14 protein-coding genes are annotated in these 14,029 nt (G+C 73.1%); 11 read left to right on the top strand and 3 right to left on the bottom strand.

The genetic code is table 11. From position 1 onward, the window contains the following. Positions 1-16: 16 nt before the first annotated feature. Positions 17-1,210: an argininosuccinate synthase gene (locus tag ACFYU0_RS27465; protein WP_351663977.1), complete on the bottom strand. Its 1,194-nt coding sequence runs from the start codon at positions 1,208-1,210 to the stop codon at positions 17-19. Positions 1,211-1,423: 213 nt separating this feature from the next. On the opposite strand from ACFYU0_RS27465, the gene ACFYU0_RS27460 reads away from it, so the two are divergent. The 3 genes from ACFYU0_RS27460 to ACFYU0_RS27450 all read left to right on the top strand — a co-directional run bounded on the left by ACFYU0_RS27460 (position 1,424) and on the right by ACFYU0_RS27450 (position 3,661). Continuing rightward, positions 1,424-2,245: a hypothetical protein gene (locus tag ACFYU0_RS27460; RefSeq protein ID WP_389304755.1), complete on the top strand. Its 822-nt coding sequence runs from the start codon at positions 1,424-1,426 to the stop codon at positions 2,243-2,245. 123 nt (positions 2,246-2,368) lie between these two features. Next, the gene (locus ACFYU0_RS27455) at positions 2,369-2,956 is read left to right on the top strand and encodes a pyridoxamine 5'-phosphate oxidase family protein (RefSeq protein ID WP_389304754.1); all 588 of its coding nucleotides are present in this window, start codon (positions 2,369-2,371) and stop codon (positions 2,954-2,956) included. A gap of 3 nt (positions 2,957-2,959) precedes the next feature. Beyond that, positions 2,960-3,661 carry a L,D-transpeptidase gene (locus ACFYU0_RS27450; protein ID WP_389304753.1) on the top strand — a complete coding sequence of 234 codons (702 nt, stop codon included), beginning with the start codon at positions 2,960-2,962 and terminating at the stop codon, positions 3,659-3,661. On the opposite strand, the gene ACFYU0_RS27445 is transcribed toward ACFYU0_RS27450, so the two are convergent. Both ACFYU0_RS27445 and ACFYU0_RS27440 read right to left on the bottom strand, forming a co-directional pair. After that, positions 3,648-5,111 carry a sensor histidine kinase gene (locus ACFYU0_RS27445; protein ID WP_389304752.1) on the bottom strand — a complete coding sequence of 488 codons (1,464 nt, stop codon included), beginning with the start codon at positions 5,109-5,111 and terminating at the stop codon, positions 3,648-3,650. The two genes, ACFYU0_RS27450 and ACFYU0_RS27445, sit on opposite strands and share 14 nt — an antisense overlap. After that, entirely contained in the window at positions 5,108-5,848 is a 741-nt protein-coding gene (locus tag ACFYU0_RS27440; protein ID WP_351663985.1) for a response regulator transcription factor, read from the bottom strand. Before ACFYU0_RS27440 ends, ACFYU0_RS27445 begins: the two co-directional genes overlap by 4 nt. A gap of 196 nt (positions 5,849-6,044) precedes the next feature. Here ACFYU0_RS27440 and ACFYU0_RS27435 point away from each other — a divergent pair, with 196 nt between their 5' ends. The 8 genes from ACFYU0_RS27435 (at position 6,045) to ACFYU0_RS27400 (ending at position 14,020) form a co-directional block, all read left to right on the top strand. Further along, entirely contained in the window at positions 6,045-7,397 is a 1,353-nt protein-coding gene (locus ACFYU0_RS27435; RefSeq protein WP_351663987.1) for a ferredoxin reductase family protein, read from the top strand. Between the two features lie 11 nt (positions 7,398-7,408). Then, positions 7,409-7,879 carry an FMN-binding protein gene (locus ACFYU0_RS27430; RefSeq protein ID WP_389304751.1) on the top strand — a complete coding sequence of 157 codons (471 nt, stop codon included), beginning with the start codon at positions 7,409-7,411 and terminating at the stop codon, positions 7,877-7,879. Positions 7,880-7,938: 59 nt separating this feature from the next. Then, on the top strand, positions 7,939-9,321 hold the full coding sequence (locus tag ACFYU0_RS27425) for a ferric reductase-like transmembrane domain-containing protein (RefSeq protein WP_389304750.1): 1,383 nt from the start codon (positions 7,939-7,941) through the stop codon (positions 9,319-9,321). Between the two features lie 17 nt (positions 9,322-9,338). Next, positions 9,339-10,160, top strand: coding sequence for an FMN-binding protein (locus ACFYU0_RS27420; protein WP_389304749.1), 822 nt, complete (start codon positions 9,339-9,341; stop codon positions 10,158-10,160). A 4-nt stretch (positions 10,161-10,164) separates the two neighbouring features. Beyond that, positions 10,165-10,956: an FAD:protein FMN transferase gene (locus ACFYU0_RS27415; RefSeq protein WP_389304748.1), complete on the top strand. Its 792-nt coding sequence runs from the start codon at positions 10,165-10,167 to the stop codon at positions 10,954-10,956. A 96-nt stretch (positions 10,957-11,052) separates the two neighbouring features. Beyond that, positions 11,053-11,259: a hypothetical protein gene (locus tag ACFYU0_RS27410; protein ID WP_389304747.1), complete on the top strand. Its 207-nt coding sequence runs from the start codon at positions 11,053-11,055 to the stop codon at positions 11,257-11,259. 74 nt (positions 11,260-11,333) lie between these two features. After that, positions 11,334-13,169: an ABC transporter ATP-binding protein gene (locus ACFYU0_RS27405; RefSeq protein WP_389304746.1), complete on the top strand. Its 1,836-nt coding sequence runs from the start codon at positions 11,334-11,336 to the stop codon at positions 13,167-13,169. Continuing rightward, positions 13,166-14,020, top strand: a complete 855-nt coding sequence (locus tag ACFYU0_RS27400) for a serine/threonine-protein kinase (protein ID WP_389304745.1) — start codon at positions 13,166-13,168, stop codon at positions 14,018-14,020. Before ACFYU0_RS27405 ends, ACFYU0_RS27400 begins: the two co-directional genes overlap by 4 nt. The last annotated feature ends 9 nt before the right edge of the window (positions 14,021-14,029 follow it).

Here is a 14,029-nt window from a genome sequence, read left to right as displayed (position 1 = left end):
ACGGGGTCGCCCCGGCTCAGCCCAGGTCGCGCTTGGCGGCAATCTTCGACGACAGGCTGTAGATGTCGATGAAGCCCTTGGCCGCGGCCTGGTCGAAGGTGTCGCCGGTGTCGTAGGTGGCGAGGTTGAAGTCGTACAGCGACGACTCCGAGCGCCGGCCGGTGACGACGGCGCGGCCGCCGTGCAGGGTCATCCGGATGTCGCCGGAGACGTGCTGGTTGGCCTCGTTGACGAAGCCGTCCAGGGCGCGCTTGAGCGGGGAGAACCACTGGCCGTCGTAGACCAGCTCGCCCCAGCGCTGCTCGACCTGCCGCTTGTAGCGGGCCAGCTCGCGCTCGACGGTGACGTTCTCCAGCTCCTGGTGGGCGGTGATCAGGGCGATCGCGCCGGGGGCCTCGTACACCTCGCGGGACTTGATGCCGACCAGGCGGTCCTCGACCATGTCGATCCGGCCGATGCCCTGGGCGCCGGCCCGCTCGTTGAGCTGCTGGATGGCCTGCAGCACGCTGACGGGCTTGCCGTCGATCGCGACCGGGACGCCCTCCTTGAAGGTGATGACCACCTCGTCGGCCTCACGCTGGACGGCCGGGTTGGAGGTGTACTCGTAGATGTCCTCGATCGGCGCGTTCCAGATGTCCTCCAGGAAGCCCGTCTCGACGGCGCGCCCGAAGACGTTCTGGTCGATGGAGTACGGGGACTTCTTGGTGGTGGCGATCGGGAGCTGCTTGGCCTCGCAGAAGGCGATCGCCTTGTCCCGGGTCATCGCGTAGTCGCGGACCGGGGCGATGCACTTCAGGTCCGGGGCGAGGGCGACGATGCCGGCCTCGAAGCGGACCTGGTCGTTGCCCTTGCCGGTGCAGCCGTGGGCGACCGTGGTGGCGCCGTGCTTCTGGGCGGCGGCGACCAGGTGCTTGACGATCGTCGGCCGGGACAGGGCGGAGACCAGCGGGTAGCGGTCCATGTAGAGGGCGTTGGCCTTGATCGCCGGGAGGCAGTACTCCTCGGCGAACTCGTCCTTGGCGTCGGCGACCTCGGCCTCGACGGCGCCGCACGCGAGGGCGCGCTTGCGGATGACGTCCAGGTCCTCGCCGCCCTGGCCGACGTCGACCGCAACGGCGATGACCTCGGCGCCCGTCTCCTCGGCGATCCAGCCGATGGCGACGGAGGTGTCCAGACCGCCTGAATAGGCGAGTACGACGCGCTCGGTCACGGGTTTCTCCTCACAGTGCATTCGCTGACATGCATGAGTATGCAGAACTCCGCATGATTCGTCAATCGCCGCTCCGGTGAGCCGGGGTCTCCGGGGAGTTCCGGCGTCCGGTTGAACGGATGAAATCGCTTTCCCGTAATCACCTCCGAACGCAGGCGCCGCGTTGCCCGACCCGAACCGCTTCCGTATCCCCGACCCGAGTGAGGCTTCCGCATGTCCAGGGCTCTTCCGAAGTACGACAGGCGTCGCGTGGCGGTCATCGGCGGCGCCGCCGCCGTGGTGCTGTCCGGCGCGGTGGTCGCCGGTTCCGCGCTCGCCGGGACGCCCGGCGGGAACGGCGGCGCGGCGAACGCCCGCACGCTCGCCGCCCCCGGCACCATCAGCTGCCCCGACGTCGCCTCCCGGCTGCCCGCCGTACCGGCGTCCGCCAAGGCCGAGGTCGACCGCAACCTCACCCTGCTCCAGACCCAGATCCAGGAAGCGAACACGCGGCTCGCCAGAACCGTCGGCCAGGGCGGACCCGACTTCGTGAACAACGCCATCCTCGGCCCCCTCAAGGACAAGCGCGCCTCCACCATCGACCGCATCGCCATCGCCATCGGCCGCACCTCCACCAAGCCCACCGGCCTCGACACCCTCGCCGCCTGCACGCTGAACACCGGCGGAGCCGCGGACAACGGCTCGGGCGCCGGCAACGGCAACGGCAACGGCAACAACGGTCAGGCGGGCGGCGCCACCGCGGCGGGCACCATCAGCTGCCCCGACGTCGCCTCCCGGCTGCCCGCCGTACCGGCGTCCGCCAAGGCCGAGGTCGACCGCAACCTCACCCTGCTCCAGACCCAGATCCAGGAAGCGAACACGCGGCTCGCCAGAACCGTCGGCCAGGGCGGACCCGACTTCGTGAACAACGCCATCCTCGGCCCCCTCAAGGACAAGCGCGCCTCCACCATCGACCGCATCGCCATCGCCATCGGCCGCACCTCCACCAGGCCCACCGGCCTCGACACCCTCGCCGCCTGCACGCTCACGAAGTGAGGTGACAGGAGGGCGCGGCCACCCCGCAGACGCCGGCCGGGGTGGCCGCGACCGAACGAATGCCCGTACAGCGCACGGCAATTACTTAGACAGGCGAAGGAATCCGGTCGATAATCGCCGGACATGGGAAAGACTCACGCACGCTTGGACGGCAGGCTCCGGACGTTCATCGAGGAGCAGCCCCTCTTCTTCACGGCCACCGCTCCCCTCTCCGGCGACGGCACGGTCAACCTCTCCCCCAAGGGACTGCGCGGCTCGTTCGCGGTGCTGGACGAACTCACCGTGGCCTACCTGGACTTCGCCGGTTCCGGCGCGGAGACGATCGCGCACCTGCGGGAGAACGGCCGCATCACCCTCATGTGGTGCGCCTTCCAGGGGCCGCCGAACATCGTCCGGGTGCACGGCCGGGGTGAGCCGGTCTTCCGCGACGACCCGCGCTTCGCCGGTCTGCTCGCCCGCTTCCCGGACATCGACCCGAGCCTCCACGGGCTGCGCGCCGTCGTCGTCGTGCACGCCGAGCTGATCCGCGACAGCTGCGGTTACGCCGTCCCCCTCATGGCGTACGAGGAGGACCGCGACCTGCACGGGAGGCGGTTCGCGCGGGAGGACGACGCCTCGCTGAGCGCCTACTTCGCCAAGAAGGAGCACGTGGCGACGAGCCTGGACGGACTACCCGGGCTGCCGTTGCCGCTCCCCCCGTCTAGCGTCTGAGCCATGCGCCAAGGTGTCGTCCTCGCCCTCGTGTCCGCGTCCGTCTGCGTGCTCGGTCTCTCCCCCGGGCACGACGCGGAGCCGCTGCCCGCGCGTATGGCGGACACCGGGGGCGGCACCCAGCTGATCACCGCGTCGGCGCCGGGCGCCGGCTCGACGTCGGGGACGGTGACCTGGTGGGACCTGCGGGACGGGAAGTGGACCGAGACGGGCTCCGCGCCCGCCCGGTTCGGGGCGAACGGGCTGGTGGAAGGCGGTGCGCGCGTGCAGGGCACGAACACGACGCCGACCGGCCTGTACGACATCCCGTTCGGCTTCGGCATCAGGGCCGCCCCGGCCGAGACCCGCGTCGAGTACCGGCCGGTGACGACCGCCTCCTGGTGGTGCCAGGACAACGACTCCACGTCGTACAACCGCTGGACCGAGCCGCTGCCCGCCGACTGCCGGGCCGCGCAGTCCGAGAAGCTGAGCTCCTACGACCCCCAGTACGGGTACGCGCTCGTCATCGGCTTCAACTACGACCGGCCCGTGCGCGGGCGCGGCGCCGGGATCTTCCTGCACGTGAACGGCGAGGGCGCGACGGCCGGCTGCGTGTCCGTGCCCGAGGACGCCATGCGGAAGATCATGAGCTGGGCGGATCCGGCCCGCGGGCCGCACGTCGCGATCGGTACCGCGGACGGCGCCACGGCGGTCACGCGGTACTGAGCCGCACCGTGAAGGTCGTCGATCCCGGCTTGCTCTCCAGCTCGACGCCGCCGTCGTGCGCCTCCACCACGGCCGCCACGATCGACAGGCCGAGTCCCGCGCCGCCGCCGGAGGCGTCCGCGCGGCGGCGGTGCTCGGCGCGGGTGAACCGTTCGAAGACGCCCGGCCGCACGTCCTCGGGGACGCCGGGGCCGTCGTCGTGGACCGAGAGGCGGGCCGTGCCGTCCCCGGCCGCCAGGGTCACCGTCACCTCGGTGCCGTCGGGGGTGTGCAGCCGGGCGTTGGCCAGCAGGTTGGCCAGCACCTGGTGAAGCCGGTGGGCGTCGCCCGTCACCGTCACCGGCTCCTCCGGCAGGTCCAGCGTCCAGCGGTGGCCGGGGCCCGCGGCCCGCGCGTCCGTCACCGCGTCCAGCACCAGCCGGGTCAGGTCGACCGGGCGGCGCTCCAGGGGACGGCCGGCGTCCAGGCGGGCCAGCAGGAGGAGGTCGTCGACCATCTCGCCCATGCGGGAGGACTCGGCGGCGATGCGCTCCAGGGCGCGGTGCACCTCCGGCGGCACCGGGCCGGGGTGCAGGAGGGCGAGTTCGGCGTGGCCGCGGACCGAGGCGACGGGGGTGCGCAGCTCGTGGCTGGCGTCGGCGGCGAAGCGGCGCAGCCGCTCCTCGCTGGCGTGCCGTTTGGTCAGGGCGCCCTCGACATGGCCGAGCATGCGGTCGAAGGCGGCCGCCACCTGGCCCACCTCGCTGCGCGGCTCGGACACCGGGGCGCGGGGCGGCAGGGCGATCTCGCCGCTGGCGAGCGGCAGCTCGCTGACCCGGGTGGCGGTGGCGGCGACCCGGCTCAGCGGGCGCAGCGACCAGCGGACCCAGAGCGCCCCGGCCACGCCGGTGACCACGAGCGCGAGGCCGAAGACGACGCCGGCCACCCGTTCCAGGCGGTGCACGGTGGCCTCGACCGGCTCCAGCGGAAGGCCGACGATCAGGACGTCCCCGTCCCGGCCCGGGGAGGCGATGACCCGGTAGTCGTGCAGGGCGGACAGCTCGATGGTGTGGGGGCGGCCGTCAGCCGGGAGCCGGGCGAGCCGCCGCTGGTCCCCGGCCGTCAGGTCGACGTTCAGGTCGGCGGAGGGGTCGCCGGAGCGGATGAGGCCCTTGTGGGTGACCCGGCCGTCCAGCAGGCGCGCGCCGAAGGTGCCGGTGGCCTGGCGGCGGGTGTCGAGGGGCTCGTCGCCGTCGTGGTCCGTGCGCGGCGCGGCGTGCTCCATGCTCTCCGGGAACCGGGTGCCGACCTGGACGAGCTGTTCGTCCAGGCGCTGGGTCAGGAAGCCGTTCAGCTCGACGACCGCGGCGAGTCCCACGGCCGCGCAGCTCACCGCGAGCAGGACCACGAGGCCGACGGTGAGCCGGGCGCGCAGGGTGCGGGGGCGGGGCAGCCGGGGTGCGCTCCTCACCGCGTCACCGGCTTCAGTACGTAGCCCGCCCCGCGCACCGTGTGGATCATGGGCTCGCGGCCCGCGTCCACCTTCTTGCGCAGATAGGAGATGTACAGCTCGACCACATGGGCCCGGCCGCCGAAGTCGTAGGACCAGACCCGGTCGAGGATCTGGGCCTTGCTGAGCACCCGGCGCGGGTTGCGCATAAGAAAGCGCAGCAGCTCGAACTCGGTCGGTGACAGTTCGATCAGCTCACCGGACCGGGTCACCTCGCGGGCCTCCTCGTCCATGACCAGGTCCCCCACGACCAGCCGGGGCCCGTCCTCCTGCTGGCGGGCCATGCCGGCCCGGCGCAGCAGGCCGCGCAGCCGGGCGACGACCTCCTCAAGGCTGAAGGGCTTGGTGACGTAGTCGTCGCCGCCCGCGGTGATGCCGGCGATGCGGTCCTCGACCGCGTCCCGGGCGGTGAGGAACAGCACGCAGACCTCGGGCTTGACCTCGTGCAGCCGCCGCAGCACGGCGAAGCCGTCGGTGTCGGGCAGCATCACGTCGAGGACGACGGCGTCGGGCAGCAGCTCGCGCGCGGCGCTGACCGCGGCGGCGCCGTCGCCGGCCGCGCGCACCTCCCAGCCCTCGTAGCGCAGGGCGCCGGTCAGCACCTCCGCGAGGTCGGGGTCGTCGTCGACGACCAGGACGCGCAGCGGGGTGCCGTCGGGTCGGGTGAGGGCCGGGCGGCCGGAGCGAGTGGTGTTCATGGCGCCTACCAGCATCGCCCCTGACGGGGCCGGCCGTCCGCCCGCCCCCCTCTGAGTTTCCTCTGAGCGTGCGGGCGGCTGTCTGAGATGTCTCTGAGAAAGCCCCCCGGGACCCCGCCCAAGCCGGTTTTTCAGAGGTGCCTCAGAACTTGCGCCCGCACAGTGGCATGGCTGACGGACGAAGGGAACGGCACTGATGACCACCGTGTATACGAGGCGGGCGGCCCCGCCCCTGCCTGGGGCGGCGCGGCGTGCCCCGGCGGGCTGGGTGCTGGCCGCGCTGTGGGCGGGGGCGGCGGCCGTGGTCGCGCTCTGGTGGACGGACACCGGGTCCGTGGTCGGCACGGCCGGCTGGCTGACCGGGGCCGGGCGGATCGCCGGCCTGCTGTGCGGGTACGCCTGCGCGGTGCTGGTCGGGCTCATGGCCCGGGTGCCGCTGCTGGAGGTGCGGATCGGCTCGGACCGGGTGGCGCGCTGGCACGCGATGGCCGGCCGCTACACGATCTGCCTGCTGCTCGCGCACGTGGTGCTCATCCTCGCCGGGTACGCGGCGCAGGACGGGGCCTCGCTGTGGCACGAGGCGGTGACGGTGGTCCTGGACTACCCGGACATGCTGAAGGCGACCGCCGGCACGGTGATCCTGTTCGCGGTCGGCATCACCTCGGCCCGGGCCGCGCGGCGCCGCACCAGCTACGAGTTCTGGTACTACGTCCACCTGCTGACGTACGCGGCCGTGTTCCTGGCCTTCTTCCACCAGCTCACGCTGGGCGACCAGTTCAACGGCAGGCCGGTGGCCACCGCCCTCTGGTACGCGCTGTACCTCGGGGTGGCGGCCCTGGCGGTGTGGTTCCGGATCCTCGCGCCCGTGCGGCTCAACCGGCGGCACCGGCTGCGGGTGGACTCGGTGCACAAGGAGGCGCCGGGCGTGTACTCGGTCGTCGTGCGCGGCCGGCACCTGGACGAGCTGGGGGCGCGGCCGGGGCAGTTCTTCCGCTGGCGGTTCCTGGGCGAGGGCATGGGCTGGACGTCCACGCCGTACTCGCTGTCGGCGCCGCCGCGCCCGGACCTGCTGCGGATCACGGTGAAGGCGCTCGGCGACCACAGCGCGGCGGTGCCGCTGCTGCGGCCGGGCACCCGGGTGTGGGCGGAGGGCCCGTACGGCTCCCTGACCGCGGACCGGGCCACCTCGCACCGCTCCCTGCTGATCGCGGCCGGCGTCGGGATCACCCCGCTGCGGGCGCTGTTCGAGACGCTGCCCGGCGAGGTCACCCTGCTGTACCGGGCCCGCAACGCCGAGGACCTGGCGCTGGGCGGCGAGCTGGAGGCGATCGCCCGCCGGCGCGGCGGCCGGGTGCTGTACGCGCTCAACGGGCCGCACGGGCAGCGGCCGGACTTCAGCGCCGAGTCGCTCCGGGCGAACTTCCCGGACCTGGCCGGGCACGACGTCTACCTATGCGGCCCGCACGGTTTCGCGCAGGACGTGTACCAGGCGCTGCGGGCGGCCCGGGTGCCGGACCGCCGTATCCACCACGAGTCCTTCGAGCTGTGAGGTCGCCTTCCGTGCACGCGCTGAACAAGAACCGCCCCTTCCGCCGCATCGTGCTGGCGAGCGCGGCCACCGTCTCCGGGATGGTGCTGCTGCTGTCGCTCAAGCCGCACACCGGTCCCGGGCTCGCCGCCGGCACCCCCGCGCCCGCGCCCACGAGCAGCGGCGCCGGCGCCACCCCGGGTACCACCAAGGCGCCCGCCACCGGGACCCGGACGGCCACCGGCGACACCGTCCAGACCCGCTGGGGCCCGGTCCAGGTGCGGGTGACGATCAAGAGCGGCAGGCTCACCGACGTCACGGCGGTCACCTACCCGACGGAGAACCCGCGCGACCAGGAGATCAACAGCTACGCCATCCCGCAGTTGCGGCGCGAGGCGCTGGACGCGCAGAGCGCGCAGATCGACTCGGTCTCGGGAGCCACGTACACCAGCGACGGCTACCGCCGGTCGCTCCAGTCCGCGCTGGACTCGGCGGGCCTCTGAACACTCCGCGCGCACGGCGCGTATCTCAGGGCCAAGGGTCAAGTCCCCACGGAGGAACCGTGACCACCACGCTCGCAGGCGGACGTGCCGCCCGCCGCCAGACGATGCGCCGCATCCGCCCGCGCCGCTCCCCGGCCGTTCCGCTGCTGATCGCGGTCTGGGCGGGCGCGGCGGCCGTGCTGTGGCTCTGGTGGCACAACACCCCGGCCATCGCGGACAACAACGGCAGGATCCTGAACGCGGGCCGGATCACCGGTCTGCTGGCGGGCTATCTGATGGCGCTGGTCGTGCTGCAGATGGCGCGGGTACCGGCGCTGGAGCGGCGGGTCGGCTCCGACCGGGTGGCCCGCTGGCACGCGATGAGCGGCCGTTACACGCTCTGCCTGATCGTCGCGCACGTCTTCCTCACCATGTGGGGCTACGCGCTGCAGGCGGGCAGGTCGCTCGGTGACGTGGTCCAGCAGACCGTCGACTCCGTCGAACAGCTTCCGGACATGGGCAAGGCCGCCATCGGCACGGGTCTGTTCGTGCTGATCGGGGTCAGCTCGGTGGGCGGGATCCGCCGCCGGCTGCCGTACGACGCCTGGTACCACGTGCACCTGCTGACGTACGCGGCGGTGTTCCTGACGTTCTGGCACCAGATCACCACCGGCAACGACTTCGCGGTCGAGCCGGTGGCCAAGACCTTCTGGTACGGGCTGTACGGCGCCGTCACGGCGCTGGTGCTCTGGTACCGGATCATCACCCCGGTCCGGCTGAACGTCCGTCACCGGATGCGCGTCGAGGCGGTGATCGAGGAGACGCCGGGCATCGTGTCGGTGCTGATCGGCGGGCGGCGGCTGCACCGGATGGGCGCGGAGGCGGGGCAGTTCTTCCGCTGGCGGTTCCTCGCCCCCGGGATGCGGTTCAGCTCGCACCCGTACTCGCTGTCCGCGGCGCCCCGGCCGGACATGCTGCGGATCACGGTGAAGGCGATCGGCGACCACAGCTCCCGGCTGCGCGAACTGGAGCCCGGCACCCGGGTGTGGGCGGAGGGCCCGTACGGGGCGCTCACCGCGCAGCGGCGCAGCCGGGGCAAGGTGCTGCTGGTGGCGGGCGGCGTCGGCATCACGCCGATGCGGGCGCTGTTCGAGACGCTGCCCGGGGCGGCCGGTGACATCACCCTGCTCTACCGGGCCAACACCACCCAGGACCTGGCACTGTGGGACGAGCTGGCCGCGATCGCCGAGGAACGCGGCGCCCGCCTGATGTACGCGGTCAACAGCCCGGACGGCGAGCGGCCGGACATCTCCGCGGAGAACCTCCAGCGGAAGATCCCGGACGTCGACCGCCACGACGTGTTCATGTGCGGGCCGCCCGGATTCGCGCAGTCCGTGTACGAGGCACTGCGCGGCGCGGGGGTCCCCGCGCGCCGTATCCACCACGAGTCGTTCGAGATGTGAGCGGGAGCTGCTGAGCGATGAGGAAGAGCCACCCCATTCGGCGCGTCGTGCTGGCCACCGCGGCCACCGTGTCCGGAGTCGTGCTGCTGCTGTCGCTGAAGCCCGCGTCGGACCCGGCGGCGGCGCCGGCGGCCGGCGCCGCGCCGCAGCCGGGCGCGGCCGCGCAGCAGGCGCCGCAGGGCGGGAAGCAGGGCGGTGGCGCGGCGGCGGGCACCGTCACCGGTGACGCGGCGCAGACCCAGTACGGGGCCGTGCAGGTGCGGCTGACCGTCGCGGACGGGAAGATCACAAAGGCCGAGGCGGTGCAGGCGCCCAAGGGCGGGGTCAGCGACCAGAAGACCGCGCTCGCCGTGCCGAAGCTCAACCAGGAGGCCGTGGCCGCGGGGAACGCCGACATCGACGCGGTGTCCGGGGCGACGTACACCAGCGTGGGGTACAAGAAGTCGCTGCAGTCGGCGCTGGACAAGGTGAAGGCGTCCTCCGGGTCCGGCGCCGGTTCCGGATCGGGCGCCGGTTCCGGTTCCGGCGGCTCCGGATCGGGCGCCGGTGCCTCGGGGGCCGCTCGGACCCGGACCGTGACCGGCCGGGTCGCGCAGACGCAGTACGGCCCGGTGCAGGTCAGGATCACGGTCAGCGGGGGCAGGATCACCCAGGCGGCGGCCGTGCAGGCGCCGAAGGGCGGGGTCAGCGGCCAGAAGACCGCGCTCGCCGTGCCGAAGCTGAACCAGGAGGCCGTGGCCGCGGGGAACGCCGGCATCGATGCGGTGTCCGGGGCGACGTACACCAGCACCGGCTACCAGCAGTCGCTGCAGTCCGCGCTCGACCAGGCCGGTGGGTGATCCGATGACCGGACCGGCCGGCGCCCCAGCGGCGGTGCGGCACGCGGAGGAGGTCATGGGGACCGTCTTCTCCTTCGACGTGCGCGGCGGGCGGCCCGACGCGGTGCGTGAGGCGCTGGCCGGGGCGGTCGCCGGACTCCACCGGGCCGACGCGCTGTTCTCCACCTACCGCGAGGACAGCGAGCTGTCCCGGCTGGCCCGGGGCGAGCTGACCGAGGAGCGGTGCGCGCCCGAGGTGGCCGAGGTGCTGGAGCTGGCGGCCGAGGCGGAGCGGGTCAGCGACGGCTGGTTCAGCCCCCGGTACCTGGGCTCTCTCGACCCGACGGGAATCGTGAAGGGCTGGGCGGCGGAACGGGCCGCCCGGCTGCTGGCGGCGGTGGACGGGGTGTGCGGGGTCAGCGTGAACGGCGGCGGCGACGTCCAGATGCTGGGCGCGCCGGAGCCGCAGCGGCCGTGGCGGGTGGGGGTGGCCGACCCCGTTCGGCCGGGCGGGCTGGCCGCGGTGATCTCGGCGGCGGGCGCGGACGAGCTGTCCGTGGCCACGTCCGGCACGGCGGAGCGGGGCACGCACATCGTGGATCCGCGCACCGGCCGCCCGGCGGTCACCGACCTGGTCTCGGTGACGGTGGTCGGACCGCGGCTGACATGGGTGGACTGCTGGGCCACGGCCGCGTTCGCGATGGGCTCGCGGGCCGGTCTCGCCTGGCTGGAGTCGCTGCCCGGCGTGGAGGGTCTGCTGATCACGGCCGGGGACGAGGTGCGGTGCACCGGGGGGCTGGCAGCGCGGCTGGGCTGAGCAGACTGGAGGAAGTTCGGACTTTTCGCCCGAATCGCCATCTATCTTCCGCCTCGGGACGTATCCAAAGTGGAGCAAGTTTCAGGAGGAACGAACATGGCCATCTTCAGCAGCCTGATGCCTGCCAACCGCCGGGACCATGGCGGCGGCTCCGGACACGGCGACGGGTCGGGATTCGGGCACAACAACAGCGGTCGCGGTAACAACAGCTTCGGAGGCTTCAACCACGGTGACCGCCACGGGCACGGCGGGCACGGCGGCCACGGCGGCCATGGCGGACACGGCGGCCACGGCGGTTACTGATCATCACCCGCAGCAGAGCGGACCGGATCCGGACGGACCCGGTCCGCTCTGCGGGTAGCTGAGGACTGCGTGACATGGCAAAGGTCTGGCGGCGTCTGATGGCGCTCGGTGAGTCCTCGGACGCCGTCGTCGAGGCCGCGCCCCCGGTGCCCCCGCGCGAGGTCTTCCGGAGATTCTGGCCCTACACCCGGGGCGGCCGGCGCTGGCTGATCCCCATCGTCGTCTTCAGCCTGGTCGGTCCCGCCGTCGACGCGGCGGAGATCTGGCTCTTCAAGATCGTCATCGACGACGTGCTGGTCCCCCGCGACCTGGGGCCGTTCCTGTGGATCGCCCCGACCTACCTGGGCCTCATCCTCTTCTCCGGCATCCTCGCGTTCGCCGACGACGTGACCTCGACCTGGGTCGGGGAGCGCTTCCTGCTCTCGCTGCGCTCCGACGTCTTCCGGCACGTCCAGGGGCTGTCGCTCGGCTTCTTCGAGCGCCGGCGGCTCGGGGACGTGCTGTCCCGGGTGACCGGCGACGTGGACGCGGTCGAGACGTTCCTGCTGTCCGGTGTGGCGGACGCCCTGTACTACGTGGTCCGCCTCGGTGTCTTCCTCGGCCTGCTGTTCTCCCTCGCCTGGGACCTGACCCTGCTGGCCCTGGTCATCGTGCCGGTGTTCTGGGCCGCCGCCCGGCACTTCTCCCGGCTCAGCAAGGAGGCGGCCCGGGAGCGCAGGCGGCGCAGCGGCTCGCTGAGCGCGATCGCCGAGGAGTCGCTGGGCAACGTCGCGCTGGTGCAGGCGTACAACCGCCAGGGCTGGGAGGAACACCGCTTCCACCGGGAGAACCTCGGCAGGTTCCGGGCGGTGATGGCCTCGACGCGGATCCGCGCCGTCTACCGTCCCATCGTGGAACTCATCGAGGTGTCCGGCGGCCTGGCGGTCATGGGCCTCGGCACCTGGAAGCTCGCCCAGGGGCAGCTCACGCTGGGCGGTCTCATGGTCTTCCTCGCCCTGATCAGCAAGCTCTACAGCCCGGTGCGCGGCCTGTCCCAGCTCGGGACCACGTTCTACGCGGCCTCCGCCTCCGCCGAGCGGATCATCGAACTGCTGGACCAGCGGCCGCAGGTGGCCGAGGCTCCGCAGGCCAGGCGGACCGGGCGGGCCCGCGGGGACGTGCGGTTCGACGGCGTCTGGTTCCGCTACCCCGGCGCCCCGGCCTGGGCGCTGTCGGGGGTGTCCTTCCACGCGGCGCCCGGGGAGACGCTGGCACTGGTGGGAGCCAGCGGGGCCGGCAAGTCGACGGTCGCGAAACTGCAGCTGCGCTTCTACGACCCCGAGCGGGGTGCCGTACTCCTGGACGGGACCGACCTGCGGGAGCTGCGGCTGGCCGACGTGCGCGAGAGCGTGTCCGTGGTGCTGCAGGAGACCCTCGTCTTCCACGGCACCGTGCGGGAGAACATCGCCTACGGCCGGCCGGACGCCTCGGAGGCGGACATCGTGGCCGCGGCGCGCGCCGCGCAGGCGCACGAGTTCGTCGAACGGCTCCCGGAGGGCTACGACACGCTGGTCGGCCAGCGCGGCCGGACCCTGTCCGGCGGGCAGTGCCAGCGGCTCGCGATCGCCCGCGCCATGATCAGGGACGCCCCGGTACTGCTGCTGGACGAGCCGACCACCGGGCTCGACGCCCGGTCGGGGCGGCGGATCATGGACCCGTTGCGCCGGCTCATGACGGGACGGACGACCATCGTCATCTCCCACAACCTGCTGACCGTCCGCGACGCCACCCGCATCGTGGTGCTCGACCACGGCCGGGTCGTGGAGGACGGCTCCCACGACGAACTGATCGGGCGCGACGGGGCGTACGCCCGCCAGTACCGGCTCAACGCGGCGTCCGGGCTCCCGGCCGAAGGGAAGGTGCTGTCGTGACCGTCTCCACCGCCGAGGCGCCGCCCCTCGCGCCGGGCGCGGCGCCGGCCCCGGGCTACGAGGTGCTGGCGCACCTGGCGCGCACCGGCTGGCTCGACGTCTACGACGCCTGGAGCGAGGAACGGGCCTGCCGCTGCGTGGTCAAGGCGCTGCGTCCGGACCAGCGGGGCGAGGAGGGGCTGGCGGAGCGGCTGCTGCGGGAGGGCAGGTGGCTGAGCCGCTTCACCCACCCGCACCTGGTGCGCGGCTACGAGACCCTGGAGGCGCCCGAACCGCTGGTCGTCCTGGAGACCCTGACCGGCGAGACGCTGGACCACCTCGTGCACCGTCTGCGGCGCCGGCCGGCCGCCACCGACGTGGCGCTGCTCGGCACCCAGTTGTGCTCCGCGGTGCACTATCTGCACCGGCAGGGTCTGCTGCACCTGGACATCAAGCCGTCCAACGTGGTGGTCGAGCGCGGGCACACGAAGGTGCTGGACCTGAGCCTCGCGCGGCCGCCCGGTCCGGCGCCCACCGGGATCGGCACCTGCTGCTACCTCGCGCCGGAACAGGCCCGCGGCGAGCCGCTCACGGCCGCCGCCGACGTGTGGGGCATCGGCATCACCCTGTTCGAGGCCGCCTGCGGCGAACTTCCCTCCGGCGAGCACGAGCCGGGCGGCGCCTCGGACGACCGGTACCCCCGGGCGCAGGAGAGCGTCCCGCCGGTCGCCTCCCGCCGGCGTCTGCCGGCGGCCCTCGCCGCCGCCGTCGACGCCTGTCTGCGTCCCGCGCCGGAAGCCCGGCTCACGCTCCCCGAACTGGCCGCCGCGCTCGGTTCGGTCCTGCCGGGCCCGCAGGGCCCGCGCGACTGAGGCGGGACG

Origin of the sequence: Streptomyces sp. NPDC003720 (genome assembly GCF_042875075.1) — a bacterium.
Taxonomy (GTDB): Bacteria; Actinomycetota; Actinomycetes; order Streptomycetales; family Streptomycetaceae; genus Streptomyces.
Note: the sequence above shows the minus strand (reverse complement) of the source record. Positions and strands in the feature narration are given on the sequence as shown.

Excerpts from the sequence above, each read along its gene's own strand:
- ACFYU0_RS27460 (WP_389304755.1), top strand. The coding sequence starts at position 1,424 with ATGTCCAGGGCTCTTCCGAAGTACGACAGGCGTCGCGTGGCGGTCATC.
- ACFYU0_RS27455 (WP_389304754.1), top strand. The coding sequence starts at position 2,369 with ATGGGAAAGACTCACGCACGCTTGGACGGCAGGCTCCGGACGTTCATC.
- ACFYU0_RS27450 (WP_389304753.1), top strand. The coding sequence starts at position 2,960 with ATGCGCCAAGGTGTCGTCCTCGCCCTCGTGTCCGCGTCCGTCTGCGTG.
- ACFYU0_RS27440 (WP_351663985.1), bottom strand. The coding sequence starts at position 5,848 with ATGAACACCACTCGCTCCGGCCGCCCGGCCCTCACCCGACCCGACGGC.
- ACFYU0_RS27435 (WP_351663987.1), top strand. The coding sequence starts at position 6,045 with ATGACCACCGTGTATACGAGGCGGGCGGCCCCGCCCCTGCCTGGGGCG.
- ACFYU0_RS27420 (WP_389304749.1), top strand. The coding sequence starts at position 9,339 with ATGAGGAAGAGCCACCCCATTCGGCGCGTCGTGCTGGCCACCGCGGCC.
- ACFYU0_RS27415 (WP_389304748.1), top strand. The coding sequence starts at position 10,165 with ATGACCGGACCGGCCGGCGCCCCAGCGGCGGTGCGGCACGCGGAGGAG.
- ACFYU0_RS27410 (WP_389304747.1), top strand. The coding sequence starts at position 11,053 with ATGGCCATCTTCAGCAGCCTGATGCCTGCCAACCGCCGGGACCATGGC.
- ACFYU0_RS27405 (WP_389304746.1), top strand. The coding sequence starts at position 11,334 with ATGGCAAAGGTCTGGCGGCGTCTGATGGCGCTCGGTGAGTCCTCGGAC.